General features: G+C 48.2%; 17 protein-coding genes. 10 read left to right on the top strand and 7 right to left on the bottom strand.

What is annotated here, in order from left to right; translation table 11 throughout:
* Positions 1-84 precede the first annotated feature (84 nt).
* A complete protein-coding gene (locus tag FMS18_RS06790; RefSeq protein ID WP_163292983.1) occupies positions 85-861 on the bottom strand; it encodes a DsbA family protein in 777 nt (258 codons plus the stop codon).
* 10 nt (positions 862-871) lie between these two features.
* Positions 872-1,207 (bottom strand): STAS domain-containing protein, encoded by a 336-nt coding sequence (locus FMS18_RS06795; protein WP_163292984.1) that lies wholly within the window; start codon positions 1,205-1,207, stop codon positions 872-874.
* 301 nt (positions 1,208-1,508) lie between these two features.
* Between FMS18_RS06795 and FMS18_RS06800 the strand changes: the two genes are divergently transcribed.
* Positions 1,509-4,172 (top strand): FecR domain-containing protein, encoded by a 2,664-nt coding sequence (locus FMS18_RS06800; protein WP_163292985.1) that lies wholly within the window; start codon positions 1,509-1,511, stop codon positions 4,170-4,172.
* An 11-nt stretch (positions 4,173-4,183) separates the two neighbouring features.
* Here FMS18_RS06800 and FMS18_RS06805 read toward each other — a convergent pair whose 3' ends face one another.
* Complete coding sequence (locus tag FMS18_RS06805) at positions 4,184-4,897, bottom strand: M48 family metallopeptidase (RefSeq protein ID WP_163292986.1); 714 nt, start codon at positions 4,895-4,897, stop codon at positions 4,184-4,186.
* A gap of 120 nt (positions 4,898-5,017) precedes the next feature.
* Here FMS18_RS06805 and FMS18_RS06810 point away from each other — a divergent pair, with 120 nt between their 5' ends.
* Entirely contained in the window at positions 5,018-6,178 is a 1,161-nt protein-coding gene (locus FMS18_RS06810; RefSeq protein ID WP_163292987.1) for an MFS transporter, read from the top strand.
* A gap of 133 nt (positions 6,179-6,311) precedes the next feature.
* Positions 6,312-7,193, top strand: a complete 882-nt coding sequence (locus FMS18_RS06815) for a DUF6268 family outer membrane beta-barrel protein (protein WP_163292988.1) — start codon at positions 6,312-6,314, stop codon at positions 7,191-7,193.
* A gap of 63 nt (positions 7,194-7,256) precedes the next feature.
* Here the strand turns inward: FMS18_RS06815 and FMS18_RS06820 are convergent, their stop codons facing one another.
* Both FMS18_RS06820 and FMS18_RS06825 read right to left on the bottom strand, forming a co-directional pair.
* The gene (locus FMS18_RS06820; RefSeq protein WP_163292989.1) at positions 7,257-8,447 is read right to left on the bottom strand and encodes a pyridoxal phosphate-dependent aminotransferase; all 1,191 of its coding nucleotides are present in this window, start codon (positions 8,445-8,447) and stop codon (positions 7,257-7,259) included.
* A gap of 16 nt (positions 8,448-8,463) precedes the next feature.
* Positions 8,464-10,017: a DEAD/DEAH box helicase gene (locus FMS18_RS06825; protein ID WP_163292990.1), complete on the bottom strand. Its 1,554-nt coding sequence runs from the start codon at positions 10,015-10,017 to the stop codon at positions 8,464-8,466.
* 205 nt (positions 10,018-10,222) lie between these two features.
* Here FMS18_RS06825 and FMS18_RS06830 point away from each other — a divergent pair, with 205 nt between their 5' ends.
* Positions 10,223-10,693, top strand: a complete 471-nt coding sequence (locus FMS18_RS06830; protein WP_163292991.1) for a MauE/DoxX family redox-associated membrane protein — start codon at positions 10,223-10,225, stop codon at positions 10,691-10,693.
* 30 nt (positions 10,694-10,723) lie between these two features.
* On the top strand, positions 10,724-11,251 hold the full coding sequence (locus tag FMS18_RS06835) for a rhodanese-like domain-containing protein (RefSeq protein WP_163292992.1): 528 nt from the start codon (positions 10,724-10,726) through the stop codon (positions 11,249-11,251).
* A 73-nt stretch (positions 11,252-11,324) separates the two neighbouring features.
* Here the strand turns inward: FMS18_RS06835 and FMS18_RS06840 are convergent, their stop codons facing one another.
* Positions 11,325-12,404 carry a response regulator gene (locus FMS18_RS06840; RefSeq protein WP_163292993.1) on the bottom strand — a complete coding sequence of 360 codons (1,080 nt, stop codon included), beginning with the start codon at positions 12,402-12,404 and terminating at the stop codon, positions 11,325-11,327.
* A 196-nt stretch (positions 12,405-12,600) separates the two neighbouring features.
* Between FMS18_RS06840 and ald the strand changes: the two genes are divergently transcribed.
* The 5 genes from ald (at position 12,601) to FMS18_RS21015 (ending at position 17,423) form a co-directional block, all read left to right on the top strand.
* Positions 12,601-13,707, top strand: a complete 1,107-nt coding sequence (gene ald, locus FMS18_RS06845; RefSeq protein ID WP_163292994.1) for an alanine dehydrogenase — start codon at positions 12,601-12,603, stop codon at positions 13,705-13,707.
* 169 nt (positions 13,708-13,876) lie between these two features.
* Positions 13,877-14,425, top strand: coding sequence for an MASE1 domain-containing protein (locus FMS18_RS06850; protein WP_163292995.1), 549 nt, complete (start codon positions 13,877-13,879; stop codon positions 14,423-14,425).
* Positions 14,415-16,223, top strand: a complete 1,809-nt coding sequence (locus tag FMS18_RS06855; RefSeq protein WP_163292996.1) for a nitrogen regulation protein NR(II) — start codon at positions 14,415-14,417, stop codon at positions 16,221-16,223. Before FMS18_RS06850 ends, FMS18_RS06855 begins: the two co-directional genes overlap by 11 nt.
* Before the next feature lie 2 nt (positions 16,224-16,225).
* Positions 16,226-16,594 (top strand): response regulator, encoded by a 369-nt coding sequence (locus FMS18_RS06860; RefSeq protein ID WP_163292997.1) that lies wholly within the window; start codon positions 16,226-16,228, stop codon positions 16,592-16,594.
* Between the two features lie 76 nt (positions 16,595-16,670).
* The gene (locus tag FMS18_RS21015) at positions 16,671-17,423 is read left to right on the top strand and encodes an OmpA family protein (protein WP_163292998.1); all 753 of its coding nucleotides are present in this window, start codon (positions 16,671-16,673) and stop codon (positions 17,421-17,423) included.
* An 84-nt stretch (positions 17,424-17,507) separates the two neighbouring features.
* Here FMS18_RS21015 and FMS18_RS06870 read toward each other — a convergent pair whose 3' ends face one another.
* On the bottom strand, positions 17,508-17,903 hold the full coding sequence (locus tag FMS18_RS06870; protein ID WP_163292999.1) for a MucR family transcriptional regulator: 396 nt from the start codon (positions 17,901-17,903) through the stop codon (positions 17,508-17,510).
* Between the last annotated feature and the right edge of the window lie 54 nt (positions 17,904-17,957).

Below are 17,957 nucleotides of genomic sequence, written 5' to 3' on the forward strand. Positions count from 1 at the left end.
ATCGCGCCCATGCCCAGTCTTATTGTTGCGGTTTGCTTTGATATTCCTAAAAAAATAATACAAGGCCGGGAGGCGTGTTAAATTTTAATTACTGCGGATCATCCGGAGTACTTCTTCAAATTCTTCCAACGGAGCAGCCCCGGTGACTATGACCCCGTTGACCAGAAAAACCGGAGAGGCGGTCAAACCCAGTTTGCGGGCTTCCTTGCGGTCTCCCTCAATTCGCGCTTTGACCTGCGGAGAATTCAGGGTGCGGTGCAATTGTGCCATATCCGCTCCACATTTTTCTGCCAACTCATTAAGTTTTTTTGTACCGTTTTTTTTGATCGCCAGCCTGTTTTTCAGCAGCAACTGATTCAGTTTCTTGGCCTTGGCCTGATCCTGAATAGCTAGAGCTTCATAATAACGGGCCGCAGGAAGGGACATTTTATGCAGACCGAGCGGATTGTGACGAAAACGGTAGTTGATGTTCGGATGTTTCTTCAGCAGCTGATGAATAACTTTATCAGCCTTGGCACTGCTTGCACTCTGGAAGTCGGAGAAAACAATAATGTTGATTTTTCCGTTAGAGGAGCCCCATACCGGGCGGTCCGGGTGCAATGCCGCTTTTTTCGGGTTCTGAAGCTGCTTGAGTCTGCCGGCCCTTATTCGGGACTTGTTCTTTTTTTCAAGCCCGATCTGTAACATGTCGTATAGTTCTTCTTCATGTCCTTTCAGAGCATCAAAAATCATATCCGGGTTGTTTTTAAGAACCCGGCGAATTTCTTCTTTGGAAGTATTCCGGGACTCTTCAGCTTGGCAGGTTTGCCCGTTGATTATGATTACGGATGTGAGAAAGAAGGTCAGAGCAAGGCGCAGCATATATAATCTCTCAGGATATTTTTTCCGCAGCGGTAAGGGCGGAGCTGTAGATATTAAACATTGTTCCGAATCCGGAGATTTCAAACACTTCGCTGATCATTCCGGTAATATTAGCGAAAGCAATAGTTCCATCTGTTGCCTTCAGTTTTTTGGCACAAAAAAGTATGGCTCTGAGTCCGGCACTGGAAATGTATTCCAGATCTCCGAGATCAAATACAATTTTCGTCTCTCCAGCCTCAATTTGTTTGCACATTTCGTTTTCAAGGTCTGTAGACGTAAGAGCATCAAGGCGTCCTTTGATACCAAGTATTAAAACATTTCCAATTTTCTTGCTGCTTATTTCCATGATGAATCCTTGAGATATATAAATGTTGTGCGCTTAGCGGTATGATTATTAAAGAATAAACTTCATCCATTTAGAGCCGTTTGTAAAGGGGGGGCCTATCGAGTCCGTAGTAGATGAAACGTTCAACGGAAGATTGCCCAGATATCGTCATGCAAGAAATAAACATCAATGTTCATAGCTGGTTGCCAGACAAACAATACGTAGCATGATTGAACTGAATAGACATTAACAGAACAAAATAAAAGTGATATGCTTATAGTATTAAAAATTTCATCTTAAAGATTCATATTGCGGAGGAATTATGCCCGACCAAACAACCGGACCGCAAAAAATCGGCATTGTAACCGGACTTACCGGTGAAGCATTTGCCGAATCAGCTTCAGGAGCAAGACCCCTTGCTCCCGGATCTCCTATTTATGAAGGTGAGGAGCTGGTTACTGCTGCGGACGGCAATGTTGAGATCAGGCTTCTTGACGACACCTTGCTCTCTCAGGGTGCAAATTCGCGCATCGCATTAGACGATTATATTTATGATGACTCCTCAGGAGTCGGCGACTTTCTGGCTAACATTACTCAGGGAACTTTCCGCATGGTCACCGGTAAAATAGCGGAGCAGAATCCTGACCGGTTCAAGGTCGGAACCCCGCTGGCAACCATCGGTATCCGTGGTACTATTATTCTCAGCGAAGTAGGTCCTGACGGCGAGAAGCACGGTGTTGAAGAAATCCATGCCGGAAAGGCTATGCTTTTGCAAAGTAAAGTAACCGGAGCGATGCGCCAGCTTTTTTCCGGGCAGATAGTCGATGTCAGCGGCTCAGGTCTGCTCAGCTCCGTTCGCCCTCTCTCTGCACGGGAACTTCAGAATTTCCGTAAAGTTGCCCCCGCAAATATCAGACAGGAACAGGATATCCGTGAACCGCAGGATGATAAGCAACAGGATGATCAGATTAATGAACAAATTGATGAGCAGCAGGAAGAGCTTTCAGGTGATGTGAGTCCTGGGGGCGGTACTCCCAGTGAAGACCCCGGAGTGGATGGTGGTGTGCTGCATGCCAATAAAGGTGTTTTTGAACATGAAGAAAAAGGTCTGGCAGACCAAAAAAGATTTGAGCCTGAAAAAATAGGCGAAAAGCCTGAACCGAATGATAAGCCTGATACTGGAGAAGATAAGAAGCCCGAAAAACAAAATGGCGAGAGAGAGGGAGAGTTATTAGAAAAGGCTGACAGCACAAAAGGTGAGACCGGAGAAGGGCCTAAAGAGGCAAAACCGACGGTTGAGCCTGTGCTTGATGAAACTGGTGAACCTGAAAGCACTACCGATTCTGACAGCCCCAGTGAACCTGAAAGCGATCCGCACAACATAACAGGAAGCGGGCTTATAGAGGGCACATTAGAAGCTGATACCATTACCGGAAGCAGTTCCAGTGATACCATCCGGGGATTTGCCGGCAACGATACCCTTTACGGTAAAGATGGTAACGATACTTTGCAGGGAGCTGAAGGTTCAGATACCCTTCTCGGTGGAGTTGGCAATGATGACCTTGACGGAGGGACCGGGCTTTCCACTGAAGTAGATTTCGTTTCTTACGCAGAGGCAACAGGCAGTGTGACCGCAAGCCTGCAATCCGGCTCATCCAGCGGTGCGGACGGAAGCGATACCCTCAGCAATTTTGAAGGAATTATCGGTTCCGTCCATGATGATACTCTTGACGGTGACAGTGCAAACAACACCCTGCGCGGCAATAGCGGCAAAGACACCCTTACCGGCGGAGAAGGCGATGATCATCTTGACGGAGGGGCGGGGATTGATTTTGTTTCCTATGCCGGGGCCGGAGCAAGTGTGAGCGTAGATTTACTGAACGGGACCACCAGCGGTGCTCACGGGCAGGATACTATTGAGAATATTGAAGGAATAACTGGCTCCACTCACGACGATACTCTTGATGGCGATAACGCGGATAACACAATTTACGGTAATGACGGGGTTGATACAATACATGGCGGCGGCGGGGCAGATACTCTCGTCGGTGGGGCAGGAAATGACAGTCTTTACGGTGACGGCGGGATAGATACGGTCTCATATGCAGGAGCCAGCGGTGGTGTAACCGTGGATCTTTCGCTTAATACCGCTACCGGAGCTGACGGTAATGACACCCTCAGCTCTATTGAAAATGTTATCGGTTCTTCTCATGCCGATAATATTACCGGCGATTCCGGCGGTAATATTTTTGTAGATACTGATAGTGCAGATGATGCTTATAATGGCGGTCTGGGAACTGATACAGTGGATTATTCGGGTAGAGGAAGCGCCGTCCAAGCTCTTTTTGACCAGAATAAGGTTAGTTATGGCATGATGCAGTTTGACACTATTACTTCAATTGAAATCGTCATAGGTACCCAGTATGATGACAGTTTCCAGATCGGAGACAGCAATGCCACCATGCATGCCGGGGAAGGGACCGACCATATGCATTGTGCAAGCCTTTCTGCAAGTGTCTCAATTAATAACAGTAACGGCACTGCAACCAGCGGTTCCTATACATACGCTTTCAGCGGGATAGAGACGTTTTTCGGCACCGGTATTCCTGCTGGCGGAGATGTTTTTATAGGAAATACATCCGGCTCAGAGACTGTTGATCTGGGTGAAGGTTCCGATACATTTACATTATATAATAATGCCGCAACGACCATAGAATACGGGTCGCTATATACGAACGCAGATACCATAAATAATTTTAACAGCGGCGAAGATAAGTTCCTGTTTACAGACATGATGACTTTCGACAATACCGCCGGATTCAAGGCTGACGGGACTGTTTCCGGATCGACATCCGCGTACTTTATCTATGAAAGTAACAAACTGTACTACGATGCCGATGGTGACGGTTCAGGAGATTCTCCGGTTCTCATTGCCGATGTTAATGGTGATGCTGTCCAGCAGAGTGACATCACTTTCAGCTGGTAAGTCGGCCATTACTAAAAATTCATCCATGCCGGAACCAAACGTCCGGCTTCGGAAAGTTCTTTTTCCAATTCCTCCACATTCGGCTCCACCATTTTGACCAGCCGCCAGTATTTTGCGGAATGGTTGAGGTGCACTGTATGGCAGAGTTCATGGATCAAAACGTAGCGCATCAGGCGGTAAGGAAGGAACATGAGTTTCATGTTCAGATTGATGTTGCCCTTGGCGGAACAGCTTCCCCAGCGTTTGCGCTGAGCGCGGATGAATGCTTTGCTGAAGGGCAGATTTAGTTCTGTTGAAATTTTTTTAAGCTCAGGGACAAGGAATTTCCGTGCCTCGCTGCGTACAAAACGGGTCAGCAATTTAAGCTCTTCTTCCGGGGACCAACCGGAGCCGCTTAAGAGCAACTTGTCTACATTGCGGCGCATGCGCAGGACCGGCTTACGATTTTCAACTCGCCTGATGGTATAAATATTTCCGCTGGCGACAAAGCATATTTCATCGGGCAGGACTAGCTGCGGCTGACTCAGGGACAGTCCCTTCTGTTCCAGTTTGCGGATGTTGTGTTCAATCCATTCACGCCGTTTTTCAAGAAAGTAAGGCACATCACGACGATTAGTGCCTTTGGGCAGCACCACTTCAATCCCTTTATCAGGAATGAGTTTGATGATTACGTTTTTGGCCCTAGGGCTGACCCGAACAGTGTACGGGGGAGGAAAATCTGCCATTTATTGCCTGCTAAATTTTACTTGTTTTATAAAAGGTGCGGGATTACTTTTGCCATCCCTGCTTATACTTTCGTTTATTTCAATCTCACCATTTTAAGTTATCATTTTAAGGATTAGGGCGTGCCTACAAAAAACTTCACTTCCCGTAAGATGTATATATTTCTGCTTGTGCTGACCATCGCCACAACCGTTGGTTTTCAGGGCTGGCGGACCCTGCTCAACAACTTTGCTGTCGAAGTCGCCGGGTTGGACGGCGGGCAGTTCGGTATGCTCGGTTCCATTCGGGAAATCCCGGGCTTTCTGGCTCTGCTTGTAATCTACGTGCTCATGTTCATCAAGGAGCACCGTCTGGCCGCACTTTCGGTGATTGTCATGGGATTTGGTATCTGCATGACCGGATTCATGCCGTCTTTTGCCGGATTAGCCTTTACTACTTTGGTCATGTCCTTCGGCTTCCACTACTACGAAACTTTGAATCAATCCCTGACCTTACAATATTTTGGTTACTCCGAAGCCCCGCTGGTCATGGGCCGACTGCGCAGTCTTGCCGCGGCTACCAATATCTGCGTGGGCATTGTGGTCATCTCCATTTCAGGATTCATGGGCTATAAGGAAATATTTCTGGGAGCGGGCATAGTCGCGATTCTGGCCGGACTCTACTGCCTGACCCGTGATCCTTCATCAACGGACCTGCCTCCGCAGCATAAAAAGATGATCTTCCGCTCCAAGTACTGGCTCTTTTACGCCTTAACCTTTATTGCCGGGGCGCGCAGGCAGATTTTCGTGGCTTTTGCAGTCTTCCTGCTGGTTAAAAAATTCGGCTTTTCATTGCAACACATTGCCATTCTTTTTGTGGTCAACAACATAATCAACTATTTCGTGAACCCAATCATTGCCAAGTCGGTCAACAAGTTTGGTGAACGCAAGGTACTTACTCTTGAATACGCCAGCCTTGCCGTGATTTTCACCGCTTATGCCTACACAGACAGCCCCCTTGTGGGCGCGCTGCTCTACATTCTGGACAATATCTTTTTCAACTTCACCATAGCCATCAAAACTTTTTTCCAAAAAATAGCGGATAAGCCGGACATTGCACCGAGCATGGCGGTAAGCTTTACCATCAACCATATTGCAGCGGTTTTTATCCCCGCGCTGGGCGGCATTGCATGGATGCAGGATTACCGCATAGTTTTCCTCGGAGCTGCCGCCATGTCGCTTGTTTCTTTGGTTTTGAGCCAATTTGTGGATCGCGAATTGCGTTTGAAAGGGCAGGTCGGGTAAATAAAATTAGAGCACAACTTAATAATTCTTAAGTTTTAGTTTTTAAGAATTGGTATATTCCTTTTGATAAGTGATTGCCTGCGTGTAACCATACATAATCTGCTGTTTCGATAATTTTAAAGGGAGTTTGGTTTTGCCTATTAAATTTACAAATATAGTCCTCGCCCTGTTCATAATCTGCTGCGCAAGCAGTGCCGCAGCCGGAGAACGTTCCATTTTTGAACCCGTATCCATACGGACTACGGGTAAATTTATTTCCGATGCCGACTACAAAGACAGTGACGGTTCCTCAAGTGTTGCCGGGGGGCAGGTTCGTTTGAATGCCGGGGGATTTTCACTCAGCTATGAAGGACAGCACTACTCTTGGGATAATGTGGATCAGCTCAGTTTCGGTAACGGGCAGGATGATCCTTGGAATACTTTGCATCGTTTAAGTGTCGGTTACAGCCATAATGGACGTATTACCCAAAAAGTGTTTTACGGGGTTGGAATTACCGGGACTTCCGCTTTTGAAGAACAGATGCAAGATTCTTTTGGTGGAGCCTTGCGTGGGCATATCGGTTATTTCTTCAATGAAAATTTGAAGGCTTTAGTCGGTCTGCGTGCCTTTGCCAACAGCATCCGCGTATCCGCCATGCCTTATTTCGGCATTAACTACACCGACTTTGCTGCTGACGGCTCCGGGTATTTCGTGAATCTCGGCATGCCTTCCACTGAGCTAGGATATTCTTTTGATGATGTTTCCACCATACGCACAGCCTTCAACTTTGACGGCAAGACCTACCGCCTCAAAGACGACAGTGCAGTTTCTGATGCCGGATATGTGCAGATGAGCAGCATGAAATTGGGAGTCTATTACGATTACAAGCCGACCAAGAATTGCTCTATCTCCATCGGCCCGGAATACGTATTTGCTCGCGAAACCAAGTTTTTTGACAAGAGCGGGGACAAGTACGGTTCAGAAGATCAGGAATCCGCTTTCGGAGCGTTTTTTAATTTAAAGTATAAGTTTTAATTTTTACAGATCATCAAATACAAAAATCCCCCTGAAATATCATTTCAGGGGGATTTTTGTATTCTATTTAAAAGGCGCGATAGCTTTCTTGAAACCTTCGCGTGATCTTTCGATTACTTCGGTACCTACGCAGAAGGCGAGGCGGAAGTAGCCGGGGCAACCGAAACCTGTTCCGGGCACGGCGAGGATTTTTTCTTCCTGCAGCGCGGCGCAGAATTTTACATCATCACCGCCCGGTGCTTCGGGGAAGAAGTAAAAGGCACCTTTGGGCATGGTGTAGGAGTAGCCTGCTTCTTTAAGCACGGAATCCATGGCATTGCGGCGTTCGAGGTAGATGTTCTTGTCCACCTGTGAACCGAGGGCTTTTTCGAGCAGTTTCTGGCCCACTGCGGGAGCATTTACAAAACCGAGGATACGGTTGGTGAGCACCAGTCCGGCCATGAGTTTTTCTTTGCCGGGCATTTCAGGATTGAGCAGACCGTAACCCACACGCTCTCCGGCAAGGGAAAGGTTTTTGGAAAAAGAGCTGACCACTACGCTGTATGGGTAGAGCGGCAGGATGGAAGGCACTTCCACATCGTCAAAAGCGAGAAACCTGTACGGCTCATCTGCAACGAGGAAGATGGGACGCTCGCGGCCTTCGTTGGCTTTTTTGAGGATCGCGGCCAGCCCTTCAAGTTCCGCCTTGGTGTAGACAGCCCCGGTGGGGTTGTTGGGGGAGTTGATGAGCAGCACGCGGGTCTTTTCGTTGATGGCTGCTTCAATGACGTCGAGGTCCAGCTCGAAGGTCAGCGGTTTGGAGGGTACGGTAACCAGTTCGCCGCCGGAGTTCTGGGCATAAAAACCGTATTCCACGAAAAAAGGTGCGGGGCAGAGAATCTGGTCGCCCGGTTCGAGGATGGCCCGGTAAAGAGCGTTGATGGCTCCGGCCGCGCCGCAGGTGATGATCAGGTCGGAGCCTGCCACTTTTACACCCTGCTCTGCGGAAACAGTCTCTGCCAGTTTTTCGCGTACAGTGGGGTAGCCGAAGTTGGGCATGTATCCGAAGGCGAACGGTTTGTCCGCTGTTTCGGAAAGTTCCTTGAGTCCTTGAGCTACTGCTGCGGGAGCCGGAACATCCGGGTTGCCCAGTGAAAAATCGCAGACTGCGTCTTCACCGTATTTTTTCTTCAGTTCCATGCCTGTTTCGAACATCTTACGAATCCAGGATGAACGTTCAATGTATCCTTCCACTTGAGTTGAAAGAAGCTTCATTCTAATTCTCCGTTATCTATCTGCGGTTTTTATTGTAATTCCCGCTACGGCCCTTGTTTTGCCCCTTGTTCTGTGAGGAGCCGCCTTTCGGCTTACCACGGTAGTTTTTCTTACGGGGGCGGGAGTTTCTTTGCGGTCTGGGCTTGGGTGCCGGGGGCTGCTCTGCACGGGCGTGCAGGGATTTCTGGTACAATTCGTCCAGAAGCATACCTACGAGGATGCACTGTTCGTCATCCTGCGCCAGCTGGCGGACCAGATCTTTATAGCGGGTGATACGTTCTCTTTCAAGTATTGTCCGTGAACGGAACTGGCCTTCAAGTATGGTGGTCAATCTTTCATTGATTGTTTCCAGTACCTGTTTGTCGTCGGGCAGTTCTCGGACTTCAAATATGATATTGTAGGCTGTGGCAATGCGTTGCAGTTCGATTTTCTGGATCACGTCCACGAGGGATATTGCCACCCCGGAAGAACCTGCGCGTCCGGTGCGTCCGGCGCGGTGAATATATGATTCCTTATCTTCCGGCGGTTCATACATGACCACGTGGGAGAGGTCCGGCACATCAATGCCGCGTGCGGCAATATCCGTGGCCACAAGGAAACGCACTTCCCCGGAGCGGAGCTGGGCCAGCACCCGTTCGCGTTTGGACTGCGAAAGATCCGAGGTCAGGTCTGCGGCATTGAAACCGAAGTTGTTGAGCACAGCGGCTACGAATTCCACGTTGGCCTTGGTATTACAGAAAATGATTGCCGAAGTGGGGTTCTCCATTTCAAGGATGCGCATGAGATGGCGTTCTTTACCCATGGAGGGCACTTCGTAATAGGCGTGGTCGATCTCGGTAACATGTACCTGCTTGCTGCTCAGGCTGAGCATCTGCGGCTTGTACATGAATTCTTTGGAAAGGCGGATTACGTGCTCGGGAAAAGTTGCCGAGAACATGTAGGTGGAAATAGGTCTGCGGGGCAGATAGGATTTCACTTCGCGCATGTCGGGATAAAAACCGATGGAAAGCATGCGGTCCGCTTCATCGAAAATCAGGGTTTCGAGATCTTCAAGGTCAAAGGTGCGCCGCAGCAGATGGTCGAGAATCCTGCCCGGAGTACCTACAACCATGTGTGCGCCTTTTTCCAGTTCTTCACGCTGGTGTCCGTAGCCGACACCGCCGTAAACGGAAAGGACCCGCAGGCCGGAGCCTTCAAAAATTCTTTCGGCTTCCCGTTCAACCTGTCGCGCCAGTTCGCGGGTGGGAACGAGGATCAGGGCCTGAGTGTAATTGATATTGGGATCTAGTTTTTCCAGCAGGGGCAGGACAAAAGCACCGGTTTTACCGCTGCCGGTTTTGGCCTGAACCATGAGGTCTTGATTGGAAAGCTGATAAGGGAGAGATTTGGACTGGACCGGGGTCAGTTTGTCCCAGCCCGCTTTATCGAGGGCGTTCAGTATGGATGGGGGGAGTTGTTCTTTGGTGATTTCCGGGAGAGCCTCTTCTGGCTCGACTACTTTATCCGGTTCATCATGAACGCTTTCATTCTGCATTTTCTGTGCAGCTTGGTCATCTTTTGAATTGGTCATAAATGTTTTTCCTATTAAAACTTGAAATATCCGCCAAACACTACGCTATAAGTATTGGATTTTGCAAAGGGTATTTTGGCATGTAATGGCAGGTATTGATAAAACAAATGAGAAGTTCTTTGTATGATTGAGTTTAACTATTTGATCTTAAACTTAAATTGCATGTAATTCTGGATCACTCAAACTTTTTTGACCGGGTGTTGCAATGATAGAAAAGATGATGTCCAGACAGGTATATTTCATTCTCAGATGTCTTCTTGCTGCCGTGTTTCTATACGCGGGAGTAGGGAAACTTCTGGATGTACAGGGGTTTGCTACGGTCATCAGCGGTTATGGATTGTTGCCCGGACAATTGAATTATGTTGCAGCGGTTGTGCTGCCTCTGGCTGAGATTCTCATTGCTGTAGGATTGCTTTGGGATGTGAAAGGTTCCCTTTCGTCATATTCAGTATTGTTGCTCGTGTTCATGGCTGTGCTTGCCCATGGCATCAACATGGGCCTTGATGTTGATTGCGGTTGTTTTGCTCCTGATGATCCGGAAGGGGAAGCCTATCATTCCCTGCGTGAAGCCCTGCTGCGTGATGCGTTTTTACTTGTCGGTTGTGGGTATCTGTATTTTCTGCGCCGGGTGAAGGGGTATCGTACCCGACCTGTTCCAATACTTGCTACTCGTTAGAAATCAATTTGAAATTTGGAGGATGATGAAATGAAGATGTTTAAGAATATTTCTGTAATTGCGGCCCTGTGCGCGCTGATGTTCGCTATGACCGGATGTCTTGGTTCTGACAAATTTGCTCAGGAAGTGGAAAAGGAAAAAGGCGCGGTCAAGCTGCTTAAGGAAGTACAGCGCGGCGGTTACGATATTATCACCACCCCTGAGCTGAAAGCATTGCAGGATAAGAAAGAAGATATGGTCATCATCGATACCATGCCGTACGAAGCCAGCTACAAAAAAGAGCACGTTCCCGGTGCTAAGCAGTTCCTCTTCCCCATTCCCGATATGGCCCAGTGGGACGTGAAGGAAACTGACGGTAAAACCAAAGAGCAGTACATTGAAATGCTCGGACCCGATAAAGACAAGCTCATCGTTATCTATTGCGGTTTCGTAAAATGCACCCGCAGTCACAACGGCGCAGCATGGGCCAAGAAGCTCGGCTACACCAACGTAAAAAGATACCCCGGCGGCATCTTTGCATGGAAGGGTGCCAAGTACCCCGTCGGTTCCGTTAAATAAAAAAATTCATATACACTCTCAGGACCGTTTGGTCCTCTCTCCCCGCCCCGGTGCATTGTGCGCCGGGGTTTTTTTATCCCTCAATCCCCACCAGAATCCCGTCCGGCTGCCGTCCGTTGCGCAGGAGCATTTCTCCGGCGGCCTGGCAGGCTGTTTCAAGGTCTACCCCTGATGAAAGGTGGCAGGCTTCCATTAGCTCGTTTATGGCTTCTCCTTCGCGGGTGTAGGAGCTTAGTATTTCCCGGCTGAACATGAATATGCGCTCACCTTTCTTAATTGTGTAACTGGAGCAGGGGGGGACTCCCATTCCGAGGCTTCCCAGATTGCCGCTTTGCCTTTCGATGAGAAGTGGAGGGTGTTCCCGGCGCAGTATGATTACCGGAAGTGCTCCTGCATTGACTACGGTCAGCATTTCATCTTCACGGTCCAGATGGGCGTAGCTCGCTGAAAAATCATTGCTGCTGTGATTGTTAAGCCCTGTTCCTACATTTCGAAGGGTTTCGGAAGGGCTGAACAATGGCCCGCTGTTTTCCGCCAGAAGTTGTTTTATTATTGCAGGTAGTTGCTCGTTATAGGGGGTAGAAGTGTTCAGTAGCAGATGGCCTTCGTTCTTCTCTCCCAGAATCACGCTTTCATGTATGAAAAATCCCGAATTTTGGGGGTGGTCCGGGAAGATGGCTCTTGATCCCTTCTGGGGAAAGTCGACTTCAGTTGTTGCCGGATCGTCCTGAGCATTGCATTGCCCACTTATTTGTCTGTAGCAGGCTGCGAGTTTCAGGTGCAGCCTGATGCGTTGGATTACGTCCTTGTAGGCAAAGGGTTTGACTATGAAATCTGCGGCCCCGGCATCAAAGCCTTTGGATGTGTTGCTGTCGTCATCAAGGGCGCTGAGAAAAATGATAGGTATTTCAGATGTTTCCGGGGAGAGGCGCAGTACTGACGCACATTCGAATCCGTTCTCTTCGGGCATCATTATGTCCAGCAGGATAAGGTCCGGGTGTTTCTGTTCTGCAAGTTCTCTTGCGCTGCGTCCGTTGGCAGCAGTAAGGATGTTGTAACCCTGTTGCTTTAGTACCAGTTCAAGAAATTCAAGGTTAAACGGCTCGTCATCCACTATGAGAATGGTCGGTATGTTCTTTGGAGAGACAGGCATTTTACAGAATCCTTTGCGTGTCTACAGGTTGGCTGGGTGTTCTGTTTTTGTAAAACAGTTCAAAACAGAAAAAAAGTCTTCATGTTTAAAAATATTATGTACATTATTCGAAATTTATCGTTGCTAAGAAAGTTGCTGTTGCGTTAGATTGTTACATCATTTTAATCTACAACATTTATCAGCAGGAGTTGATGACATGCTTATTGGTATCCCTAAAGAGATTAAAACCATGGAGAACAGGGTCTCAATGACCCCCGGCGCGGTTGAAACCCTCGTCCGTCGCGGCCATGCGGTTGTGGTTGAGAAAGGGGCCGGACTCGGTTCCGGTCTTTCCGATGAGGAATACATTTCCTCCGGTGCCAAGATTGGGTCTGTGGAAGACGCCTGGGCCGCAGAAATGGTTATCAAGGTCAAGGAACCAATTGCTTCCGAATATCAATATCTTCGTAAGGATCTCCTGCTGTTTACCTATTTGCACCTTGCTGCGGATGAGCCGCTGACCAAAGTCCTGCTTGAGTCCGGGACCATCGGTGTTGCTTATGAAACTGTCCAGCTTCCCGACGGTTCTCTGCCCCTGCTTACTCCCATGAGTGAGGTTGCCGGACGTATGGCCGCACAGGAAGGAGCATTGCATCTTGAGAAAACCAAGGGCGGACGCGGTATTCTCGTGGGCGGTGTTCCGGGCGTTGCACCTGCAAAGGTCATGGTTATCGGCGGTGGTGTGGTCGGTACCAACGCTGCCAAGATTGCCGCAGGCATGGGCGCGAAAGTTACTATTTTCGACGTCAACCACGCCCGTCTCCAGTATTTGGATGATATTTTTAACGGCCGTGTGACCACTATGACTTCCACTGAGCCTAATATCCGCGCAGCAGTTGCCGAGGCCGACCTGATCATCGGCGCGGTACTTATTCCCGGTGCCAAGGCTCCCAATCTGGTCACTCGCGGCATGCTTTCCACTATGAAGGAAGGTGCCGTAATTGTCGATGTTGCTGTTGATCAGGGCGGCTGTGTTGAGACTATCAAGCCTACCACCCACACCGATCCCACTTATGTTGTGGACGGGGTTGTGCATTACGGTGTTGCAAATATGCCCGGAGCGGTCCCCCGTACTTCCACTTTTGCCCTTGTGAACCAGACCCTGCCTTATGCTCTTCAGCTTGCTGATAAAGGTCTTGATGCTCTGCGTGAGAATCATTCCCTCAAGCTCGGCTTGAACACCATGAATGGCAAACTGACCTATGCGGCAGTTGGTGAAGCGTTCGGCCTTGATGCTGTAACTCCCGATGAGGCTCTTGCATAATCTGATTATTGTTGACAGAAAAAGTCTGTTTTTAAGGGGTGGAGGCAAAAGCTTTCACCCCTTTTGTTGTGTGATTTATAAGTTATAGGGGAACGTGAATTTATAGGTGAAAAGTAGTGTTATTTGAGTTATTGTGTATTGGATTTTTTAGTTGCCTCAAGGAGTCAATATGTCTGATATGCAACGTAAATTCTTAGAAAATATTGCAGTGGCTGCTGTTTACTGGCTGGTTTCCCATCTGAACTGGCTTATTTTCAGTAGTGTCGGAGTTCTGCCCATGCCCATTTGGCCTGCAGCTGCTGTCGCAATTACAGCTGCTCTTTACCGGGGCTGGAGTATTGCTCCCGGTCTTGCGCTGGGAACAATTCTGGCTAACCATTTTTCCTTGGGCGCCCCTTGGGGATTCGCCTTTTGTATTGCGGTCATGAATACTCTTGCTCCTGTTCTTGGAGCCTTGCTGATCAAAAAGAATAACGGGGGCGATCTTCATTTCAGGAGTGTCGGCAACATGGGCTTTGCAATAGTGGTTGGAGTTCTTTTGGTTCCGCTGTTGACAGCTCTGGGAGGCATCGGAAGTAAATTCATGCTGGGCATGCTCCCGGAAAGCAAGGTAGTGATTTCGATTATGCGTTGGGCCATGGCCCATGCGCTGGGAACTGTTATTTTTGCGGTCCCTTATTTTGCGTGGCAGGAAAGCAGGGTGAATCATGGTAATTAAAAACAGTCCCGGCAGGTCCATGCTGCTGGTTTACATCTTGTTTTCAGCTTTTTTATGGGTCGGAGATTCCATATTTGATTTTTTATGGTTCAATGCAGATTCTCAGGACTTGGGCTATCTTCTATTTCCATATAACAACCCCCATGAAATATATCTTCGTTGTCTAATGGTCAGCGCCGTTCTTTTGAGCGGGGCTGTTGCTTCATTTCTCTTCGGGCGGGCTTACCGTTCAGAAGAAGCGGCACGTGAGAGTGAGGAAAAGCTCAAAACTATTTTTAATTCCATTGGGGATGCTATTATCGCCACTGATGCTACGGGCGTAGTTACCCGTATGAATCCGGTTGCCGAGCGACTCACTGGCTGGTCTGTGGATGATGCCGTGGGGTGTCCGCTTTCGGAAGTGTTTAAAATAATTAATGCCGTTACCAATCATCCTTGCGTTAATCCGGTGGAAAAGGTCTTGAAGTCAAAGGGTGTGGTTGGGCTTGCAAATCATACTTCGCTTCTCTCTCGGTCCGGGGAGGAGTTTCAGATTGCTGATTCAGCAGCCCCGGTGTTTAATCAGCAGGGTGATATTTCAGGGACAGTGCTTGTTTTCCGGGATGTTTCCGAAGATTACCGTCAGCGTGAGGAGTTGCGGCGGCTGCGCAATTATCTGTCCAACATTATTGATTCCATGCCATCCATTCTGGTTGGTGTGGACGCAGAGGGGCATGTTACCCAGTGGAACATGACTGCGGAGAAGGTGACCGGTATTTCGTCTGTTGATGCGCAGGGAAAATCACTCGTTTCGGTCTTTCCGCGAATGGCTTCGGAAATGGATAAGGTCAAAGAGAGTATTCGTTCGCGCCAACCCCGCAGTGAGGAGCGCAAGACCCGGCAGGGCGAAAGCGGTGTCTGTTATGAAGACGTGACTATTTATCCGCTTATTGCCAACGGAGTTGAAGGTGCGGTTATCCAGATTGACGATGTTACCGAACGTTGCAATATGGAGCAGATGATGATTCAGACCGAGAAGATGATGTCAGTTGGCGGGTTGGCCGCCGGCATGGCCCATGAGATCAACAATCCCCTTGCAGCTATTGCCGGCAATTCTCAGAATATACTCAACCGTATCTATAAGGATTTGGAAAAAAACCGCAAAACAGCCAGTGAATGTAATGTGAATCTGGAAAATCTGCGTGAGTATCTTTCCAAAAGGGATATTCCAAAGATGCTGACCGGAATTTCTGAATCCTGCAACCGGGCCGGAACGATTGTGAGTAACATGCTCCGTTTCAGTCGTAAGAGTGAACGACGGTTCGGTCTTTGCAACCTTGCGGAATTAATGAATAATACTATAGATCTTGCCGCTAATGATTATGACCTGAAAAGGGAATATGATTTTAGAAAAATTGAGATTATCAAGGAGTACAGTCCCGACCTTTCCGGGGTGGTTTGCGAGGAGAACGAAATTCAACAGGTTTTTCTTAATCTGCTTAAAAACGGTGCTCAGGCCATGATGGAAAAGGAATATGTTGAAGATGGGCCTTGTTTTGTTCTAAGGTTGAAAAGAGATGGCAATATGGCCGTTATTGAAGTTGAAGACAATGGTCCGGGTATGACTGACGATGTTCGTAAAAGGGTTTTTGAGCCTTTTTATTCCACCAAAAGTGTCGGACACGGGACCGGACTGGGACTGTCTGTTTCATATTTTATAGTGACTGATCAGCACAATGGTTTTATGGAAGTAAATTCAGTTCCGGGCAGTTGGACCCGGTTTGGTATAAAGATACCTATTTCAGAGCAGGAGGCTTAGATATGTCATATTCAGTACTTGTTCTAGACGATGATGTGCATGTCAGGGAAAGTCTTGCGATCAGTCTTGAAGATGAAGAATTTGATGTCTACGAGGTTGGCAGCTCGGAAGAGGCTTTGAGTTTTCTTGATAAGCAGAAAGTGGATCTGGTTGTTGTTGATTTGCGGCTTCCCGGTATGAATGGTACTGATTTTATTAATGAGGCCCGGCAGAAATGGACGGAACTTAAATTTATCATCTACACGGGATTACCGGAATTCAGTATCCCGGTTGATCTGGCTGAAGTTGCCTGTGTTTCAAATTCCATTTTTCTCAAACCGTTGCCCTCCTGTGAGGTGATGGTCAGCGAAATCCGGCGGATGCTGGGTTAGAATGATCTTGTATTTGCAATAAGAGCGGGTAGCCGCTATCTCTTTTTTAGAGCGGTTTTTCCCGGAGTTAATTTTAGTGCCCCCGAAAAAAGAAAAGATAATATATATCGAAGCAAAAGCCCCGACGGAGCCTCCTCCGGAGGAGGGCTTGCCGCCGTGGATGGCCACCTTTGCGGATATGGTCACCCTGTTGCTGTGCTTTTTTGTTCTGCTGCTTTCTTTTGCCAATCAGGATGTCGCCAACTTTGAGACCTTGAAAGGGTCCATGCGCGATGCTTTTGGTATGCAAACTCAGGACAGGACCGGAAAGCATATGGCTTTTTCCAAAAGTCCCCATTCTGCTTCATCCGATAAAGTTAAAGCCAAGAAAAAGATGGAGGCCCTTGAGGTCGACATCAGAGCCTTTATTTCCGCCGGTAAATTACAGAAGTTGATGGCGGTCAATACAGATCAGCAGGGGGTGCTGGTCAGGGTTCCCTCTCGGGCCATCTTCAAGCCCGGAACCGCTCAGATCAATCCCAAGGCTACAAAATTGCTGGATAAGGTTGCCAGCATTATGAAAAAAAAGGATTTTAATCTGGTGGTGCGCGGGCATACAGACGACCGGGCCACCAAGAATAATATTTATAGTTCCAACTGGGAGCTTTCTGCTGCCCGGGCGGCATCATGCCTGCGTTACATTCTTAAGCGTTCAGGAGTTTCTTCCAAAAGGGTCAAGGCAGTGGGGTATGCCGGAACAAAGCCTCTGGTTCCCAATACCTCAAACCGGAACAGGGCCATTAACCGCAGGGTGGAATTCTATTACCAGCCTCCTTCGGACAAGTGGTAAAAATATTTTGTTAAATCAAAAGCCCCGCTATTTCATAAGGAAATAGCGGGGCTTTTGGGTTCTGTTTAATAAGCTGAGCTACAGTTATTGCTTTTTGCGCTTTTCCCAGAGGCGCATTTCTTTCATTTTTTTGCGCCGTTCCCGTTGCAGGGATTTACAGACCAGCGGGGTCTTTTTGGCGTATCCCCACTTTTCGCGATATTCGTCCGGGGTGAGTCCGTATTTTGCCAGATGTCTTTTGGTCAGAACCTTGAATGATTTGCCGGATTCAAGGCAGATGATGCTTTTTTCCCTGATGGCTTTCTTGGGGTCCACCGGGGGAGTCGGCTCAGGTGATCCACTGTCAAGCATGCCTTCACTGATTTTTTTAATCCCGGCTGCAAGTTTCTGCACCATGGAAGTTATTTCTTCTTCTGTCATGGTTCTTACACTGGCCTGTGCTTTAACTATTTCAAGAGCTTCTTTAAGATGGTCTTCCATATTCTCTCCCTTTCCATGTTTTTACGGTTGCCGCATAATTTATGTATTAATTCT

Source organism: Desulfovibrio sp. JC022, assembly GCF_010470665.1.
In the GTDB taxonomy this organism is placed as follows: domain Bacteria; phylum Desulfobacterota; class Desulfovibrionia; order Desulfovibrionales; family Desulfovibrionaceae; genus Maridesulfovibrio.